The sequence below is a fragment of the Rhizobium sophoriradicis genome (assembly GCF_025200795.1).
Lineage (GTDB): Bacteria > Pseudomonadota > Alphaproteobacteria > Rhizobiales > Rhizobiaceae > Rhizobium > Rhizobium sophoriradicis.
In genome coordinates this window covers 500061-517233 of record NZ_CP104153.1, presented here as the reverse complement: position 1 = coordinate 517233, position 17173 = coordinate 500061, and the positions used below count along the sequence as shown (strand labels likewise).

General features: G+C 63.0%; 15 protein-coding genes. 7 read left to right on the top strand and 8 right to left on the bottom strand.

The features are described 5' to 3' along the window. Nucleotides 1-2 precede the first annotated feature (2 nt). The 3 genes from N2597_RS24380 (at nucleotide 3) to yghU (ending at nucleotide 2689) form a co-directional block, all read left to right on the top strand. Complete coding sequence (locus tag N2597_RS24380; protein ID WP_096763212.1) at nucleotides 3-1094, top strand: Gfo/Idh/MocA family protein; 1092 nt, start codon at nucleotides 3-5, stop codon at nucleotides 1092-1094. A 17-nt stretch (nucleotides 1095-1111) separates the two neighbouring features. Next, nucleotides 1112-1492 (top strand): cupin domain-containing protein, encoded by a 381-nt coding sequence (locus N2597_RS24375; RefSeq protein ID WP_096763211.1) that lies wholly within the window; start codon nucleotides 1112-1114, stop codon nucleotides 1490-1492. Nucleotides 1493-1810: 318 nt separating this feature from the next. Beyond that, complete coding sequence (gene yghU / locus N2597_RS24370; RefSeq protein ID WP_183595890.1) at nucleotides 1811-2689, top strand: glutathione-dependent disulfide-bond oxidoreductase; 879 nt, start codon at nucleotides 1811-1813, stop codon at nucleotides 2687-2689. An 80-nt stretch (nucleotides 2690-2769) separates the two neighbouring features. On the opposite strand, the gene N2597_RS24365 is transcribed toward yghU, so the two are convergent. Genes N2597_RS24365 through N2597_RS24345 form a run of 5 tightly spaced genes read right to left on the bottom strand, consistent with a single transcriptional unit; the run spans nucleotide 2770 to nucleotide 8738 of the window. Then, on the bottom strand, nucleotides 2770-4284 hold the full coding sequence (locus N2597_RS24365) for an ABC transporter substrate-binding protein (protein WP_183595888.1): 1515 nt from the start codon (nucleotides 4282-4284) through the stop codon (nucleotides 2770-2772). Nucleotides 4285-4303: 19 nt separating this feature from the next. Beyond that, entirely contained in the window at nucleotides 4304-6013 is a 1710-nt protein-coding gene (locus N2597_RS24360) for a dipeptide ABC transporter ATP-binding protein (RefSeq protein WP_183595886.1), read from the bottom strand. After that, nucleotides 6010-6861, bottom strand: coding sequence for an ABC transporter permease (locus N2597_RS24355; RefSeq protein ID WP_096763207.1), 852 nt, complete (start codon nucleotides 6859-6861; stop codon nucleotides 6010-6012). Before N2597_RS24355 ends, N2597_RS24360 begins: the two co-directional genes overlap by 4 nt. After that, nucleotides 6858-7796, bottom strand: a complete 939-nt coding sequence (locus N2597_RS24350; RefSeq protein ID WP_096763206.1) for an ABC transporter permease — start codon at nucleotides 7794-7796, stop codon at nucleotides 6858-6860. The genes N2597_RS24355 and N2597_RS24350 overlap by 4 nt, the downstream gene beginning before the upstream one ends. 51 nt (nucleotides 7797-7847) lie before the next feature. Continuing rightward, a complete protein-coding gene (locus tag N2597_RS24345) occupies nucleotides 7848-8738 on the bottom strand; it encodes a proline iminopeptidase-family hydrolase (protein ID WP_183595884.1) in 891 nt (296 codons plus the stop codon). A gap of 129 nt (nucleotides 8739-8867) precedes the next feature. Between N2597_RS24345 and N2597_RS24340 the strand changes: the two genes are divergently transcribed. Together N2597_RS24340 and N2597_RS24335 are read left to right on the top strand one after the other, a co-directional pair. Continuing rightward, nucleotides 8868-9665: a helix-turn-helix transcriptional regulator gene (locus tag N2597_RS24340; RefSeq protein ID WP_037146061.1), complete on the top strand. Its 798-nt coding sequence runs from the start codon at nucleotides 8868-8870 to the stop codon at nucleotides 9663-9665. Nucleotides 9666-9726: 61 nt separating this feature from the next. Beyond that, entirely contained in the window at nucleotides 9727-10629 is a 903-nt protein-coding gene (locus N2597_RS24335) for a proline iminopeptidase-family hydrolase (RefSeq protein WP_106796949.1), read from the top strand. 16 nt (nucleotides 10630-10645) lie between these two features. On the opposite strand, the gene N2597_RS24330 is transcribed toward N2597_RS24335, so the two are convergent. Beyond that, nucleotides 10646-11560, bottom strand: a complete 915-nt coding sequence (locus tag N2597_RS24330) for an acetamidase/formamidase family protein (RefSeq protein ID WP_183595882.1) — start codon at nucleotides 11558-11560, stop codon at nucleotides 10646-10648. A gap of 177 nt (nucleotides 11561-11737) precedes the next feature. Here N2597_RS24330 and N2597_RS24325 point away from each other — a divergent pair, with 177 nt between their 5' ends. Both N2597_RS24325 and N2597_RS24320 read left to right on the top strand, forming a co-directional pair. Further along, the gene (locus tag N2597_RS24325) at nucleotides 11738-11992 is read left to right on the top strand and encodes a type II toxin-antitoxin system Phd/YefM family antitoxin (protein WP_004677292.1); all 255 of its coding nucleotides are present in this window, start codon (nucleotides 11738-11740) and stop codon (nucleotides 11990-11992) included. Further along, nucleotides 11989-12411, top strand: a complete 423-nt coding sequence (locus N2597_RS24320) for a type II toxin-antitoxin system VapC family toxin (protein WP_096763203.1) — start codon at nucleotides 11989-11991, stop codon at nucleotides 12409-12411. The genes N2597_RS24325 and N2597_RS24320 overlap by 4 nt, the downstream gene beginning before the upstream one ends. Nucleotides 12412-12426: 15 nt before the next feature. Here N2597_RS24320 and N2597_RS24315 read toward each other — a convergent pair whose 3' ends face one another. Next, complete coding sequence (locus N2597_RS24315; protein WP_183595880.1) at nucleotides 12427-15900, bottom strand: AAA family ATPase; 3474 nt, start codon at nucleotides 15898-15900, stop codon at nucleotides 12427-12429. Further along, nucleotides 15900-17168: a metallophosphoesterase family protein gene (locus N2597_RS24310; RefSeq protein ID WP_183595878.1), complete on the bottom strand. Its 1269-nt coding sequence runs from the start codon at nucleotides 17166-17168 to the stop codon at nucleotides 15900-15902. The genes N2597_RS24315 and N2597_RS24310 overlap by 1 nt, the downstream gene beginning before the upstream one ends. Nucleotides 17169-17173 lie beyond the last annotated feature (5 nt).

Here is a 17173-nt window from a genome sequence, read left to right as displayed (position 1 = left end):
CCATGTCGCATCACGTCCAGCGGGAAATCCGTTACAATTTCGAATTCGACCACCGCATCAAAGCCTGCTTTATCGGCGCCGGCGGCCATGCCTACCGCAATATCTACCCGGCGCTGCGTTATACGCCGGTCGAGCTCGCCGGCGTCTGCGATCTCGATCTTTCCCGCGCCGAAAAATTCGCCAAGCTTTTCGGTGCCGGCAAAGCCTATACCGATCACCGCCATATGCTCGAGCAGGAAAGGCCGGAGCTGGTCTTTCTCGTTACCGCCTATCATCCCGACGGCCGGGTGCAGGCAACGGATCTGGCGCTCGACGCGCTCGCCGCGGGTGCGCATGTCTGGATGGAAAAACCGACCGCCGCGACTTTGGAAGACATCGAAAGGCTGCAGGCGGCCAGTGCTGCGGCCGGCCGCATGGTGATGACCGGTCTCAAGAAGACCTTCTTCCCGACGATCGAGAAGCTCAGGGACCTGATCGGCTCGCCCGGTTTCGGCAGGCTGACCTCGATCAATGTCCGTTATCCCCAGAGCCTGCCGAAGCCGGAAGAGCGCGCCGATCTCGTCAGGATGCAGAGCTTCCTCGATCACATCTATCATCCCGGCGCGATCCTCAACTTCCTCGGCGGCGAGGTTGAACGCGCCAGCTATGAATGGGAAGCACTGACGGGGGCCACCGTCACCAGTCTGCGTTTCCGCTCCGGCGCGATCGGCATGCTGCATCTGGCCGCCGGCCAATCGGGCGGCAGTATATTCGAGCGGGTCGAGGTCATCGGCGAAGGCGCCAACGCCATTGTCGAAAACGGCAGCCGGCTGACTTACTTCCGCAAGGCGGACCTGCCGTCCTATGGCCGCGCCGCAAGCTTCATCCAGCCGGACGAGAATGCCGCCCTGTTCTACGAGCCGGAGCATTCGCTCGGCCAGCTCTACAACAACAACCTCTTCTATCTGGGCTACGTGCCGGAGATCCTGCATCTGACGGATGCGATCCTTTCCGGCACATCGATCACCCGCGGCACACTCGAAATTGCCCGCGAGATCATGAAGCTCTTCGAATTCTATCGACGCGCGGATGCCGGCGTCACCACAAATTTCTGAACAGGGGAAAGACGGCCTTGACCGAGACAGATGTCATTTTCAGGAAAGCCGGCGGCGAATTCATGCCGACGACATGGGGCGAACTCAACTGGAAGATCACCGGCGACGGCACGCCCGGCGCCGAGATGACCTTCGGTACCTGCCGCATCAATCCCGGTGAGCGCAACCAGCTGCACTCGCATCCCGACTGCGAGGAAATCCTGTATGTCGTTTCCGGCCTTTGCGAGCACAAGCTCGGCGACGCCCTTTACCAGCTCGAAGCAGGCGATGCGATCCGCATTCCCCGCAATGTCCGCCATTGGGCGCGCGCCCTCGGCACCGAACCACTCTTCGCCCTGATCATGTTCTCCTCCGGCACGAGGACGGCGGTCAATCACGAAGGCGACGGGGCGGCCTGAGCGGAACGCTGCGTCCCGGCACGGCCGATCCCGGCGAGCGGGTCAGCTACGGCCAGGCCGGATCAGTTTGTCATCGCCGACCAGGGGACACCTTGTGGGCGGCCAGCGAACGTCTGTTTTCGGCCTTAACGGGCAGGCGTCTTGCCGAAGCGGACGCCTGAACCGCCGTTTTCTTGAACTTTGCCAAGACTCTGACGATTGCGTGAAACAGGTCCGAGACCTGTGACAAACCCTCATCGCCTCTGCTATGTCAAGGAAAATGCGGGCCGTCCAACCGGGCGCCGCGCTCTATCCGACCAATGCCAGGAGTTTGAAAAGATGAGCGGTTCTTCCGATTACGTACCCCCGAAGGTGTGGACCTGGAACAAGGCGAATGGCGGCCAGTTCGCCAACATCAATCGCCCGATCGCAGGGCCGACGCATGAGAAGGAGCTCCCGATCGGCCGTCATCCACTGCAGCTTTATTCGCTCGGCACGCCGAACGGCCAGAAGGTCACGATCATGCTCGAGGAACTGCTGGCGCTTGGCCATAGCGGCGCGGAATATGACGCCTGGTTGATCCGCATCGGCGATGGCGACCAGTTCGGCAGCGGTTTCGTCAAGGTCAATCCCAACTCCAAGATCCCGGCGCTGATGGACCGCAGCGGCGAAAAGCCCATCCGCGTCTTCGAATCCGGCGCCATCCTCACTTATCTCGCCGAGAAATTCGGCGCTTTCCTGCCGACTGAGCCAAGCGAGCGCGCAGAATGCCTGTCGTGGCTGTTCTGGCAGATGGGAAGCGCGCCCTATCTCGGCGGCGGCTTCGGCCACTTCTACGCCTATGCGCCGACGAAGATCGAATATGCGATCGACCGCTTCGCCATGGAGGTGAAGCGTCAGCTCGACGTGCTCGATCGCCGCCTTGCGGAAAGCGGATATCTGGCCGGCAGCCAATATACGATCGCCGATATTGCCATCTGGCCGTGGTATGGCGGGCTGGTGAAGGGCTGGACCTACGGCGCGGCCGAATTCCTGCAGGTCGAGGACTATAAGAACGTCCAGCGCTGGGCCGATGCGATCTTCAGCCGCCCGGCCGTGCAGCGCGGACGCATGGTCAACCGGACTTCCGGCGAACCGTCGGGCCAGTTGCATGAACGCCACGACGCCAGCGACTTCGACACCAGGACGCAGGACAAGCTCGCGGCGGCCGCCGAGTAAGCACGCCCCAGCCAGGTGTCGCAGCAAAAATGAAGCTCCGCCGCCTTTACGGCGACGGAGCATTTGCATGCTGCCCGAACTCAGTTCTTGACCGTATCCTCCAGGAAGAAGCGGCCGAGCGGGTTCTGGTAGAAGTTCTCGATATTCTTGCGCGTGACGTTGATATAGGGGCTGTAATAAAGGTCGATCCAGTTGACGTCGTCCTTGGACATCTTCTGCAGATCGACATACATCGCTTCACGCTTCTTCGGGTCGAGCTCGAGACGCGCCTTGGCGACCAGTTCCTTCACCGCCCCGTTCTTATAGTTGGTCAAATAGTTGTTGTTGGAATCGTGGCCGAGGACGAAGGTGGTCTTCTGGTCCGGATCGAGAATGTCATTGGTCCAGTAGTTGACCGAAATGTCGTAATCGCCGGCAACGAGCATGTCCCATTCCTGGCTCGGATCGACCTTCTGCAGGTTGGCGGTGATGCCGGCCTTCTGCAGCTGCTGCTGAACCAGGACGGCCGTCTGCTCGTCGACTTCGTCGCCGGCGCGAACCACGTAATTCAGCGTCAGGTCGGAGGCGCCGGCGGCCGCCAGCATCTCCTTGGCCTTGGCGGGATCATAAGGCCGCTGCAGATTGTCGGCATAATAATAGAGCGCACCCTTCGGAATGTAGGAATTGGCGACGGTGCCCTGGCCGAAGGTGACGGTATCGACGATCGCGTTCTTGTCGATCGCAAGATCCAGCGCCTGGCGGATTTCCTTCTTGCCGAGCGCGCCATGCGCATGGTTGATCAGCAAATGATCCTCACGCGTCGAGGAATCGATAGCGACATTGAGGTTCGGATCCTTCTTCAGTTCCTCGACGCGGGAGAAGGGCACGAAGATAGCCGCATCCAGCTCGCCGGCCTGGACGTTCAGCATGCGGGTATTGTCGTCGGGCACCGAGATCCATTCGACGCCGTCCAGCTTGACGCGGTCGGCCTGCCAGAAGTTCGGGTTCTTCTTCAGGATGACCCGGTCGCCGCGCCGCCATTCCTCGATCACGAAGGCGCCGGATGCGATCGGCTTTTCACCGTAGGCGTCGGCCCCCAGCGATTCCATGCCCTTCTTGGAGATGACGGAGGCGTTCGGCAGCGCCAGCGTCGACAGGAACGGCGCTGACGGGTTCTTGAGCTTGATCGTCAGCGTATGCGCGTCGGTCGCCACCGCCGTATCGATCACCTTGTAGGAATCGCTCCAGAGCGAAGCGGGGTCGTCGCGAATGCGCAGCAGGCTGTAGGCTGCGTCTTCCGCCGTCAGCGGCGAACCGTCCGAGAATTTCGTGTCGCGAATCTTGAACGTGTAGGTCAGGCCATCATCCGAGGCCGTCCAGCTTTCGGCAAGACCGGGCTCCAGCTTCGTGCCTGTCTTGTCGACGCGGATCAGCACGTCGTAGACGTTTGAGAATACCCAGTTGTCGATGTTCTGGGCTGTTTTGATCGGATCGAACGTCGTCGAATCCTCGCGGCGGCCGATGGTGAGCACACCGGCGGCTTCGGCATAGCTTGTGCTGAGCGTCAGGCCGGCGAGCAAGGCTGCGAGCCCGATTGATTTCCACCTGTTTGTCATGAGTTCGTTCCCTTCGTTGTTATGGCATGCGTTTGACGGGTTGGATCGGCATCGATTGTAGATCCTCCTTGCCGCCGGCGCCCTGCAGCAGCGGCTTGTCGGGATCGATGTCGGGAATGGCGGCTATCAGCGCCGCCGTATAGGCATGATTCGGCCGCGCGAACACCTCTTCGCAGCGGCCTTCCTCGACGATCTCGCCGCGATACATGACGACCACGCGTTCGCAGAGATTGCGGACGATCGCGAGATCATGGGCAATGAAGATCAGCGTCAGGTTCATCTTCGCCGTGAGCTCGCGGAAGAGTTCGATGATCTGCGCCTGAATGGTGACGTCGAGGGCGGCGACGCATTCATCGGCGATGATCATCTTCGGGTCGACGGCGAGGGCCCGGGCGATGCCGGCGCGCTGACACTGGCCGCCGCTCATGCTGCGCGGTTTGCGGCCGGCGAATTCGCGTTCGAGGCCGACGAGATCGAGCAGCGCGTCGATCCGCGCCGTGATATCCGCCTTGGCCACTTTGCCTTGCACCTTCAGCACCTCGGCAAGCATCTGGCCAATCGTCAATCGCGGATTGAGCGCGTTATAGGGGTCCTGGAAGACCATCGCCGTCTCGCGCCTGAGTTTTGCCAGGCCCGCACCCTTCTGCAGCGCCAGATCGACGCCGTCGAAGGTGACATGGCCGGAGGAAAGCGGCGTAAGGCCAAGCACGGCGCGAGCAAGTGTGCTCTTGCCGCTGCCGGACTCACCGACGATGCCGACCGTCTCCCCGGCCATGATCCGCAGGCTGACGCCGGAAACTGCGCTGATCGACTTGGCGCCGCCCTTCAGCAGGCCGCCGCCGGCTCTGAACCGCACATGGAGATCGTCGATTTCAAGCAATGGTCCTGGCGGCCGGCCGGCGTCCGCCACCGCGGGCGACGACGCGGGAGTCTCGCCCGATATCGAAGGGTGGCTGTCGATCAGGCTAATCGTATAGGGATGCTGCGGCCGCGCCAGGATCGCCCGCTTCGGCCCCGCTTCAAGAAGCTTGCCGCCGCGCATCACGGCAATGCGGTCGCAGGTCTGGGCGACGATGCCGAGGTCATGGGTGATGAGAATGATCGACAGGCCGCGCCGGTCGCGAATGTCGATCAACAGCCGCAGGATCTGCGCCTGGATGGTCACATCGAGCGCCGTCGTCGGCTCGTCGGCGATCAGGATCTTCGGATTGCAGGAGAGAGCCACGCCGATCATCGCCCGCTGCCGCATGCCGCCGGAAAATTGGTGCGGATAGCTGTCGTACTGACGCTTCGGATCGGGGAAACCGACCTGCGCCAGGATATCAGTCGCAGCAGCGCGGGCCCCGCGGGCGCCGAGGCCCTCGTGATAGCGTATGCCCTCGGCGATCTGCTCGCCGACCCGCATCACTGGGTCGAGATGGCTGGTCGGGTTCTGGAAGATCATGCCGATCTCACCGCCGCGCACCTTCAGCATCTCGCCGTCGTCGACCCGCATGAGGTCGCGCCCTTCGAGCAGCACCGAGCCACTGTCGATCTTCAAGAGCGAAGAGGGCAGCAGCCGCACCAGCGAACGGCAGAACAGGCTCTTGCCCGAGCCGCTCTCGCCGACGAGACCGAGGACCTCGCCCTTGCCGAGGTCGAGCGAGACGGCGTCGAGCAGGGTGCGCGGGCCGGAATCGAGATGGGCGCTGACTGTGAGATCGCGCACGGAGAGCAGGGAGCCGCTCATTCGTGCACCCCCAGCAACTCGCCGAGCGCATCGCCCAGCATGCTGAAACCGAAGGCGAGGCAGACGATGGAGAGGCCGGGGAATAGGGTGATCCACCAGGCGGTGGTGATGAAACTCTGTCCTTCCGCGACCATCACCCCCCATTCGGCGATCGGCGGCTGGACGCCGAGACCGAGATAGCTGACGGCGGCGCCGCTCAGCAGCACCAGCGTCGCATCCGACATCGAAAAAACGATCGATCCGGCGATTGCGTTCGGCAGCAGGTGACGGAACATGATGCGCGGGCGGCTGAAGCCGAGGCTGACGGCGGCAACGGCATAGTCGCTGCTCTTCAGCACCAGCATCTGCGCCCGGATCAGCCGCGCATAGGAAACCCAGCCGACCAGCGCCATCGATATGTAGAAACTGCCGAGGCCGGGGCCGAGGATCGCTATGATCGACAGCATCAGCACGAGAAAGGGGAAGGCGAGGATGATATCGACGAGGCGCATGAACAGCGCATCGACGATGCCGCCGAAGAAGCCGGCGACCGTGCCGACGGTCGTGCCGATCAGAAAGGGGAAGATGACGCCGATCAGGGCCATCTGCAGGTCGATGCGCGCGCCCCAGATGACGCGGGAAAGGATATCGCGGCCGAAATTGTCGGTGCCGAACGGATGTAACAAGGAAGGCGCCTGCAGCCGCACCTCGGCATTCTGCATGATCGGATCGTAGGGCGCGATGACGGGCGCGCCGACTGCCAGCAGGACGAAAAACAGCAACAGGCCGGCACCGACGGCAAGCATCGGCCGCCTGCGGAAAAACCGGCGCCAGCCGGGCGATGCAGGGACGATCGCCTCGACGCTCATAACTTCACCCTCGGATCGACGGCGACAGTGACGATGTCGGCGATGAAATTGATGAGCACGGTGGCGCAGGCAAAGACCATGGCGACGCCCTGAACCACCATGTAGTCGCGCGAAAAGATCGCCCTGACAAGCAGTTGCCCCATGCCGGGCAGCGCAAAGACGCTCTCGACCACCACCGTGCCGCCGATCAGCCAGCCGATATTGACGGCAAGCAGGTTGATCGTCGGCACCAGCGAATTCGGCAGCACATGCCGCCAGAAGACGATGCCTTCCGGCATGCCGCGGGCACGTGCCGCCGTCGCGACATCCGACTTCAGCGCTTCGATCATCGCCGCCCGCAGGCTTCGCGTCAAAACGGTCGAGAGCGACAGCGCCACCGTCAGGCTCGGCAGCACAAGATGGGAAAACTTGTCGCCGATGGTCGCGCCGTAGCCGGAAACCGGCAGCACGCCGAGTTCGACGCTGAAGAGGATGATCAGCATCAGCCCCAGCCAGAAGGGCGGAAAACCGATGCCGAAGGTCGAGACGATGCGCACCGCATGATCCGGCGCACGGCCGGCATTGCGCGCAGCGATCGCCGCCATCGGCACGGCAATTAGCACCGACAATATGACGCTGGAGGCGACCAGCGCCAGCGTCGGCTCGATGCGGGTGACGATCAGCTTCAGCACGTCGATCTTGTAGAGGATCGACTTGCCCATCTCGCCATTGGCGAGATTCTTGAGGAAATAGAGATATTGCAGCCACATCGGCTGATCGAGGCCGTACTGGGCGCGGATGCTGGCAAGGGCTGCCGGCGTCGCGCGCGTGCCGAGGATATTGCGGGCGGGATCACCGGGGATCAGGCGGACCAGAATGAAAGTGATGACGCTGATGCCGAAAATGACGGGCAGGAACTGCAACGGTCGCGTCAGAACGAATTTATAGCGATGCATGACGGCGATCGCCCCTTTGACTTCGTCGGCTCCGGTCCGCTCCCTCTTGCATCAGCCTGCCTCGTGCCGGGCCAGAAAATCGAGAAGCGCCGGATAATATTCCTGCGGGTTCTCATAGAATGGCATATGGCTGGCATTGGCAAACACCTTGAGCTCGGCATTCTGCAGCGCCAGCTTCATCCTCAGCGCGCAGGCCGGTGTCAGCTCGTCATGTTCTCCCGCAGTGATCAGCACAGGCAGCGTCAGCCGCGGCAGATCGGCAATGCGGTTCCAGTCCTTGAGGTTGCCGATATAGAGAAACTCGTTCGGCCCCTGCATCGTCTCATAGGGCGCCATGTTCCAGTCGTCGAGCGAGCGGCGGACCGGCGCCGGCCATTCCGGCAGACGGCAGACATGGCGGTAGTTGAGGATGGTGACGGCGGCGAGATATTCGGGATGATTGTAGGTGCCCTGCGCCTCGTGCTTCTGCATCATCGAGACGGTTTCGGGACCGAGTGCGGCGCGCAGCCGTTCCAGTTCCGAAATTAGATGCGGGATGTCGGCGACGGTATCCTCGAGAATCAGGGTCTTGAGGTTCTGAGCGTAAGTCAGCGCATATTCGATCGCCAGCCACCCGCCCCAGGAATGGCCGAGCATGTGGACCTTGCCGAGCCCCAGCGCCTTGCGCACCGTCTCCGTCTCTTCGACATACCGGCCGATCGTCCAGAGCGAGGGTTCGTCCGGCCGATCGGAAGCGCCGGTGCCGAGCTGGTCGAAAGCGATGACACGATAACCATTGTCGACGAGACAAGAATGCGCCTCGCGCAGATAATCGCAGGGCAGACCCGGCCCGCCGTTCAGGCAGAAAATCGTCTCGCTGCCAGTCCCGAAACTGTAGGCAACGACGCGATAGCCATCGACATCGATCTCGAATCGCTCGTCCGGCTGTATTTCACGCCACATTGACCGCTCCGGCAGAAGGTTTTCACTTGCTCAATATTTGGGCGTGGTTAATTTTTTACCGGAAATCGCGTTCCGTGCCAGCTATAAGAAGTGATAGGGTAGGGCGCCACGTCGAAACCGGAGCAGCCCATGCTTGACGACATTGGAACGATCAGACGGCAGTTTACAGCGCATGAAACGCTGGACGGCCGGATCGACCAGGCCTTCGAGGCGATGAAGCAGATCGGCTTCGAGGCGCTGATCTACGACTATACGCCGGTGCCCTACGATCTCGACGGCGCGATCATGATACCGTCGCTACTGAAGCTCAGGAACATTTCGGACGACATGCACGATTACTGGTTCGATCGCGGGTATTTCCGCATCGATCCGGTGCAGCAGGTGGCGCTGCGCACCTCCGCACCCTTCTTCTGGAATTACGATCCCGATGCCGACACGCTGATCAAGGGCTTCATGAGCGAGGACACCGCGCCGGTGACGCGCTATCTGAGCGAACGCGACATGTCGACCGGCGTCACCGTCCCGGTTCACATGCCACGCGGCGACTATGCCACCGTCACCGGCATCCGGTTCGGCCGCAACAACGATTTCGAACGGCATGCGCTCCGCTATATTGCCGACTTCAACCTGCTGGCCCATGTCTTCCACGAGACCGCCTATTCGCTTTTCGACCGGAAGGCGAGGAGCGTCGGCACGGTTCGGCTGACAGAGCGGGAACGCGAATGCCTGCGCCATTCGGCAGAAGGTTATTCGGCCAAGGAAATCTCCCGCATCATCGACCGTTCGGTGCCGACCGTGGTCATGCATCTCAACGCCGCGGCAAAGAAACTCGGCGCCCGCAACCGCACGCAGGCCGTCGTACGCGCCACCCATTACCGCCTGCTCGAAGAACGGCCGACGCAGACCTGGCCACCCTATAACTTGTGATAGCTGCCGTCGCCGCTACCGTCGCGTTATGGTCTTCAACAGACCAGAGATGGAGACGCCGGTGACCGAAATCGCGACGAATGAAGCTTATCTGCCCTTTCGCGACTATCGCACCTGGTATCGCATCACCGGCTCGCTGGAGAGCGGCAAGCTGCCCCTCGTCGTCGCTCATGGCGGACCCGGCTGCACACATGATTATGTCGATTCCTTCAAGGATATCGCCGCCCTCGACGGCCGCCCGGTCATCCACTACGACCAGCTCGGCAACGGCAATTCCACCCGGCTTCCTGATAAGGGACCGGATTTCTGGACGGTCGGTCTGTTTCTTGAAGAGCTGGACGCGCTGCTTACCCATATAGGCATCCAGCATCGTTATGCCTTCCTCGGCCAGTCCTGGGGCGGCATGCTCGGCGCCGAGCATGCGGTACGCCGGCCGCCAGGCCTGCAGGCGCTTGTCATCGCCAACTCGCCGGCCAACATGCACACCTGGGTTTCGGAAGCGAACCGGCTGAGGAAGGAGCTGCCGAAAGAGGTGCAGGACACATTGCTCAAACACGAACTGGCGGGAAGCCTCACCGATCCTGACTACATCGCCGCCTCACGGGTCTTCTATGACCGCCATGTCTGCCGTGTGGTTCCGTGGCCGCCGGAAGTGGCGCGGACCTTTGCGATCATGGACGAGGACAATACCGTCTACCGCAACATGAACGGCCCGACCGAGTTTCACGTCATCGGCACGATGAAGGACTGGACGATCGAAGACCGGCTCGACCGCATCGAGGCGCCGACGCTGCTGATTTCGGGGAAATATGACGAGGCGACGCCCCTGGTGGTAAAGCCCTACCTTGGACGCGTTCCCGGCTGCGAATGGGTGCTCTTCGAAAATTCCAGCCACATGCCTCATGTCGAGGAAAAACAGCTTTGCCTGGCGACCGTTTCCGGCTTTCTGTCGCGCTACGACTGAAGCAGATGCCGGCTTGTCACGATCGGCGGACCAGCCATTTCTTCGCGACACGGCAGGCCATCGTATAGGCCGGATCGAAGACGTTGCCGACGTCGTAACGCACCACCTGTCCCAAGAGATGGCTTGCCGCCGTTCTATCGAGGCCGTAATCCGAGGCGAGCCAATTCAGCATTTCGCTTGTGGCATGCTGAAGCGCCTGATCGAGGGGCCGGGCATTGCCGATGGCGAAGATGTCTTCGGCGGTTTCTCCGCGCGGCCAGACCAGTCCGGCCTTCTTTTCCACCGTCAGCCGAACCGTGACTTCGAAAGTGGTCTCGACGCCGGTGCCGACGATCTCACCATCGCCCTGCACGGCATGGCAATCGCCGAGAAAGAACAGCGCGCCTGGAGCCGATACCGGAAAACGAACGCTCGTGCCGGGGCCGAACAGGCGATAATCCATGTTGCCGCCATATTCGCCGCTGGTCGCCGTCGAGATCGCCTGACCGAGGCTGGGCGCCACGCCGAAACAGCCGATCATCGGGGCAAGCGGCAGAACGAAGTTTTCGAGGCCGGCGACCGGCTCGGATAGCCGGACGGTCAGCGCTTCGCGGTCGATGGCCCAGATCGCCATATCCCGCGACGGCAGGTCGCGAACCGTTTCGGGATCGATGACATTGGCCGCGACGATGCTCCGGGTAAAGCCGGTGCCCCTGGTCGGAACCATGCTGATGATCTCGACCTTCAGCGCATCTCCGGGCTCGGCGCCATCCACGAAGATCGGGCCGTTCATCGGGTTCGGACCGGATGTCCGCCGGATGCCGTCCTTATCATAGCCGACGGCGTCGAGCGTCTCGGTGACGACCGTATCGCCGTCGGCGATATGCAGCGCCGGCGCAAGTGAGCCGAGAACATTGTGAAAACGCGTCGGAATGAAGCGGTGAGTGGTCATGAGAATACAGCTCTCGCTCGTTTCGAATGCCAGGGGGCCGCGGCTGGTCTGCGCGGCGGAGAGTCCAGACTAGATCAGAGATTACCTGGGAAGCCAACACGCCCGAGGCATGCGATCTGACTTGCCTTGCATCCTTCAAATACTATATGTAGGTATGTACCTACATGGAGATGCGTGATGAACGTGACAAGTCTTTCCAGCCGCGAACTCAATCACGACGTGAGCAGGGCAAAGAAGGCGGCGCAAAATGGTCCTGTCATCATTACGGATCGTGGCAAGCCATCCCACGTGTTGATGACCTATGACGAATTCGAGCGCCTCACCGGCAAGCGCCGCAGCCTGGTCGATGCTCTCTTCATGCCGGGTTTGTCAGATATCGACTTCGACCCGCCTCGTGTTGAGATCGCCCCGCGCGGGGTCGATCTCTCTTGAAATATTTGCTGGATACCAATGTTGTTTCCGAATTGCGTAAGGTCGGAGACGGCAAGGCAGATGCCAATGTGATCGCATGGGCCGGGGCGCAAGACACCGCGAGCTTATGCATCTCCGCCATCACGATCCTGGAGCTGGAACGGGGGATACTCGGCGTGCAGCGCCGCGATGCGGCGCAGGGGGCTCGCCTGCGTGCATGGCTGGAAAATCAGGTACGACCGGCGTTCGCCGGCCGTATCCTGCCGGTCGATGACGCGATCGCCACACGCTGCGCGCATCTGCATATTCCGGATCGGCGCAATGAAGTGGATGCTCTGATTGCCGCAACCGCCCTGGTTCTCGGCCTGACCGTGGTTACGCGTAATATCAGGGATTTCGAAGGCGCGGGCGTTGTCGTGCTGGATCCGTGGCAGGGCTGATGTCTTTGCGTCCGGTCATGGCAGCTGGTGTATGGTGACGTCAGGAACGACGTGCCGCGCGATCTCGCAGAGATGCCAGTGATGGGTGAGGTAGATGACCTGCCCGACCTTTGCCATTGCGCCGAGCAGGCGGAAAACCTCTTCGGAGCGGAGATTGTCGAAGCTCTCCATAATGTCGTCGGCGATGAAGGGCACGGGCGGGCGAAGCGCGGCGAATTCCTCGTAACCCGCCAGCCGAAGCGCGAGATAGAGCTGGAACTGCGTGCCGGTCGACATCGCGTCCGCTAGCTTCGAGCCACCGTCGCGTGACACGCCGATCAGTACTTCCTTGTCCCGGTCGGGCTGGGTCGTCAGGCCGGAATAGTTGCCGCCGGTGATCAGGTGAAAGGCTTCCGATGCGCGGTTCATCATCGAGCTGCGGTGTTTTTCGCGATAGATGCGTAGCGCCTGTTCGGCCGCCAGCGTGCCGGCGCGCAGCGTCAGATGCCGCACGGCCAGTTCCTCGATCTCGAGGAAGATGGTTCGGCGCTTGGCTTCGATCCGCGCCACCGCATCATCTCCGCCCACGGCCTCGAGCTTCTGCCGCGCCAGCGACACGTCGGAATAGAGAAGCTTCGCCCGCTCGGTGAGATCCTCGATCCGGGCGCCAAGCTCGATCGCATCGCGTTCGACGGCATGGGCGTCGATATCGGCAAGGCGGCGCTCGGCTTCGGAAAGACTTGCCGCCCGCAATGCCTCGGTGATCTGGCCGCGCAAGGTGGCGGCGCGTGCCTCCAGCCGGTCCCGCTCCCGCGCCTGGTTCAGGAATGCTTCGACTGAGGCAAGCGAGTCCGTGCCGAAATAACCCGTCAGTTCATTCTTGCGGGCATTGTGAACGGCCAGTTCCTCCTCCAGCGCCCGTCGTTTCTCCAAATGTTTGTCGAGATCGGTCTGCCGGTCTGCCCGAAGCTGCGCCGCATGCCGGGCTGCCTCGTGGCGTTCCACCAGCGCATTGACGGCGGCGAGTGTATCGGATGCCAACCGGCTGAGGCCGCACTCTGCGAGAAGAGCGGCAATATCCCCGCGGAATTGCTCCTGGTCGCGCTCCATCGCCGCAACGCGGCTTGCGAGGTCATCCCGTTCCTTCAGGATGGCGGGCAGTGTGGCGAGCGCATCCAGCACGGCGCGAACGGCAGCCAACGAACCGGCCTTGTCGGCAAACCAGGTTCGCGACAGCGCCTCCGCCCACTCCCGGTCCCAGGCCGCGACCGCGGCTTCCGCCTCCTGCCGGTCGCGGTCACGTTCCCTGACATCGCGGTCGAGATCGCCGATCGCCTTCTCGTGCGCCTGTCGCGCCGCCTGTTCGGCTTTGCCGGCGGCTAGCATATCGCTCGCCGCCTGCATCAGCGCGGCGACCGGCAGATCCTCGGCGTCACCATGGCCTGCATCTGCAAGGCTCGCCGCAAGCGTTGCGGCATGGCTGTCCAGTTCGCAGCGAAGCACGTCTACCGCCTCTTCGGCCCGCTGCAGATCGTCCCAGGCGGCCAGCGCCGCGGCTCGCTTGGTGCTCCATGCCTCGAGTGCTGCAATGCGCGCCGCAGCTTCGGCGTCATATTCGATTGCCTCGGGCAGGAGGCCACGGATGCGCTCGGCAAGCGCATCATGTTCGGCCCGCGCCTCTCTAAGCAATTCCCTTTGGCGTTCGATCGCTGCCGCCGTTGCCGCTTCGGTCAGGCGGAGCTGACGCAGCTCGGCAAGTTCCTGCGCGCGTGACAGCCGGCCGGCGGACACGACATCGTCCTGGCGCATCCGCTCCTCGAATGTCCGGGCGGTGGCGGCATTCAAGCTGGCAAGATGCGCCTGCCAGGCGGCATCGCGTTCGTCGCGCAGCCTCGCGGCCTCGGCATCGTCGATCGAACCGCCGGCGACGAAAGCCGCGATCCGGGCTTCGGTCAGCGCCTGTTCGGTGCCGAGATCGCGCAGCCGTGCCTCGTGATCGGCAATCCGCTTGTCGAGGGAGATCGCCTGGCCACGCCAGGCCTCGGCCTGCCGAGGCTCCGCCGCGCTCGTCCGCTGCAGAGCGACGGCATCACCTGTCCAGGGCGCAAGCTGTGCGAACTGCTTCTCCTGTATTCGCTTCACCTGGGCGAGTGCGCGTTCTTCCATGGTGAGCCGCACCGCAAGGTCAGATCCCGTCAGCCGGCCAAGGGCGGCCTCGACGCGGCCGAGACGCGCGGGATCGACGACCGCGGCTCCGTTTTGCGAGCCGCCTTCCTTGTTCAGCCTTTCGAAATTCTCGCGCGCTCGCACCAGTTCGCGGCCTGCGGCAGCCAGGTTGGCCTCGACGCCGGAACGTCGCTCGATGAGATCGCGGATGATGCCGATCAGCGAGGCGGGCAGCAGCAGCGCCTCGGGCGTCGTATGGCCAGGCTGTTCGAGATCGGCCAGCAGCCGCACCAGCTCGCCTTCCTGTTCGGCCAGCGCCAGCCGGCGCTTCGGCAGGTCGCTCTCAGCCGCGAGATAGCGCGCCCGACCCTGATCCAGCATGTCCATATGCGCAGCGATCGCCAGCGCCTTGTCGTCGATCGTGATCGCCTCGATCTCGTCGGCAAGCTGGCGCAGCATGCGGTCGGCGGTTTCGACAAGCGCCTGCAGCCGCGTCTCGTCGCGGAAAAGCTGCGGCAGCAGTGTGAACCATTCGGCCGGCGGCCGCGGCAGGTCGCCCATGCCGGCTGCATCGGCGTCCAGCCGCCGGAGTTCCAGCGCCGCCGGCAGGGCGCTGAGAAGACGCGTCAGCTCCTGGTGCCGGGCCTTGGCCTCGGCCAGTTCCCGCGTCGTCGCGGCATAGGCGGCGTCGGCCTGCTCGTGGGTCGACTTCAGGCCCGAATAGGTGGAGGCAAGCGTGTCGATGGCATTGCGCTCGGCCTTCAGCGCTTCGAGCGAGCGTTTGAGTTCCGCCAGTTTCGTGCTCGACGACCGCTTCCTGTAGATTCCATTGGCTTCGTCGACGGCCGTCACCAGCGAACGGCTGAGGCCCGCGAGGCCCGAGCTTGCCGAGAACAGCAACTCGCCGAGCTCGCCCTTGCTTTGGATGATGGCGTTGCCGCCTTCCTTGAGCGACTGGTCGTCGAGCGAGAACATGGTGCGATAGGCCTCGCGGCCGACGCCGCCGAGCGCGCCGGCGAGCAGCGCCTCGTTCACAGCCTGTCCCCGATCATCGACGAGGCTGCCGGTCCGCAATTTGAGCCGCGCCAGCTCGTGCTCCGCGCCACCGAATTCCAGCCGCGCACCGACCTTCATCGTATTGTAGGGATGCAGGAAATTGTAGGTACTGCGCTCGCCTATGCCGTAGAGCAGATCGAGGTAGGCGGCGAAGGTGGTCGACTTCCCCGCTTCGTTGAGGCCATAGACGATGTGCAGATCGGGCGAATCCGGTCGGACCGGGCCGAAGTCGATCGAGTGGTCGGTGAACTTGCCATAACGGATGAGGTCGAGACGGCGCAGGCGCATCAGCTGTCTCCCCGCTCCGCGGCCTTCATCCGGGCGGTGATGTCCTCGGCGCCGTCGGCGAGAAGGCTGTCGATGAAGCATTCGAAACCCGCCTCGTCATGGCCGGCAAAGGCCCGGCTCTCGGGCGGCAGGTCGGCGAGCAGGTCCCTGACCATCTCCCTTACATCGTCGCGAAAGCCGCTGCGGGCGATGACCTCGTCCCGCATCAGCGCGCCGAGTTCAATGACGGGATCGGCGGCGGACTCGGCTGCGAGGATCGAGGGCGCTTCGAAGGCGAGTTCGAGCTTCTCGATCCAGGTCCGGCCGATCCGGTCACTGCGCTGCTCGGCTTCCGCCTGCATGAGGTCGACATCGCGGCGAAGCTGCCAGGAGAGCGGCGTGCGGCCGGAAAGCCTGAGGCGCGTGACGAGATGTGGCGAGGCCGTATGGTCGCGCTGCCCCGCAAGTGCCGCTTCGATCGCCATGGCCGCATCACGCCAATCATCGACACCCGTGAGGTCGACATCGACGCGCTCGAACTGCGCGATGCTGGTGCGCCGCTCCTCGACCGTCACCGTCCGGTCATCCGCCACGGTCACCAGCGACACGGTCTTGACGCCCGACTCGTTGATGTCGCGGCCCTGCGGCATGCCCGGCATGATGATCGTCGCCGTGCCGGGATACTGGCTCCGCTGATGAAGATGCCCGAGCGCCCAGTAGTCGAATCCCGAGGCGTGAAGGTCGAGCACGTTGCAGGGCGCATAGACGTCATGGCCGGCAGATCCGGCAAGGCTCGTATGCATGATGCCGATATTGACCGCTCCCGCCACCGGCGGCTTGTACTTCGGCAGAAGCGGGTCCGGCGCTTGCGGCTTGGCAAAGCTCAGACCGTGGATCGCGATCGACAGGCTGCCTTTCGTCGCCTCCACGGTCTCGGCGTGCCCGCCGAAGATCTTCACCGTATCGGGCACCACCAGTTCCCTGGCGATCCTCGACATCGCATCGTGATTGCCGCGAATCTTGAAGACACCAATCCCCGCCCGGTGCAGCCGCTCCAGCTGGCTAGCCAGGAAGCGCGCCGTCTTCATCGACGTCTGCTCCCCGTCATAGAGATCGCCGGCGATAACGAGTGCATCGACCTGCTCCTCGATGCAAAGGTCGACGATCACGATCAACGCCTGCCGGCTGGCGTCACTCACGAGATCGGCCAGCTCGGCGTTGCGAAGCGCCAGCGACCGAAGCGGAGAGTCGAGATGGAGATCGGCAGTGTGGACGAAACGATAAGCCATGAATG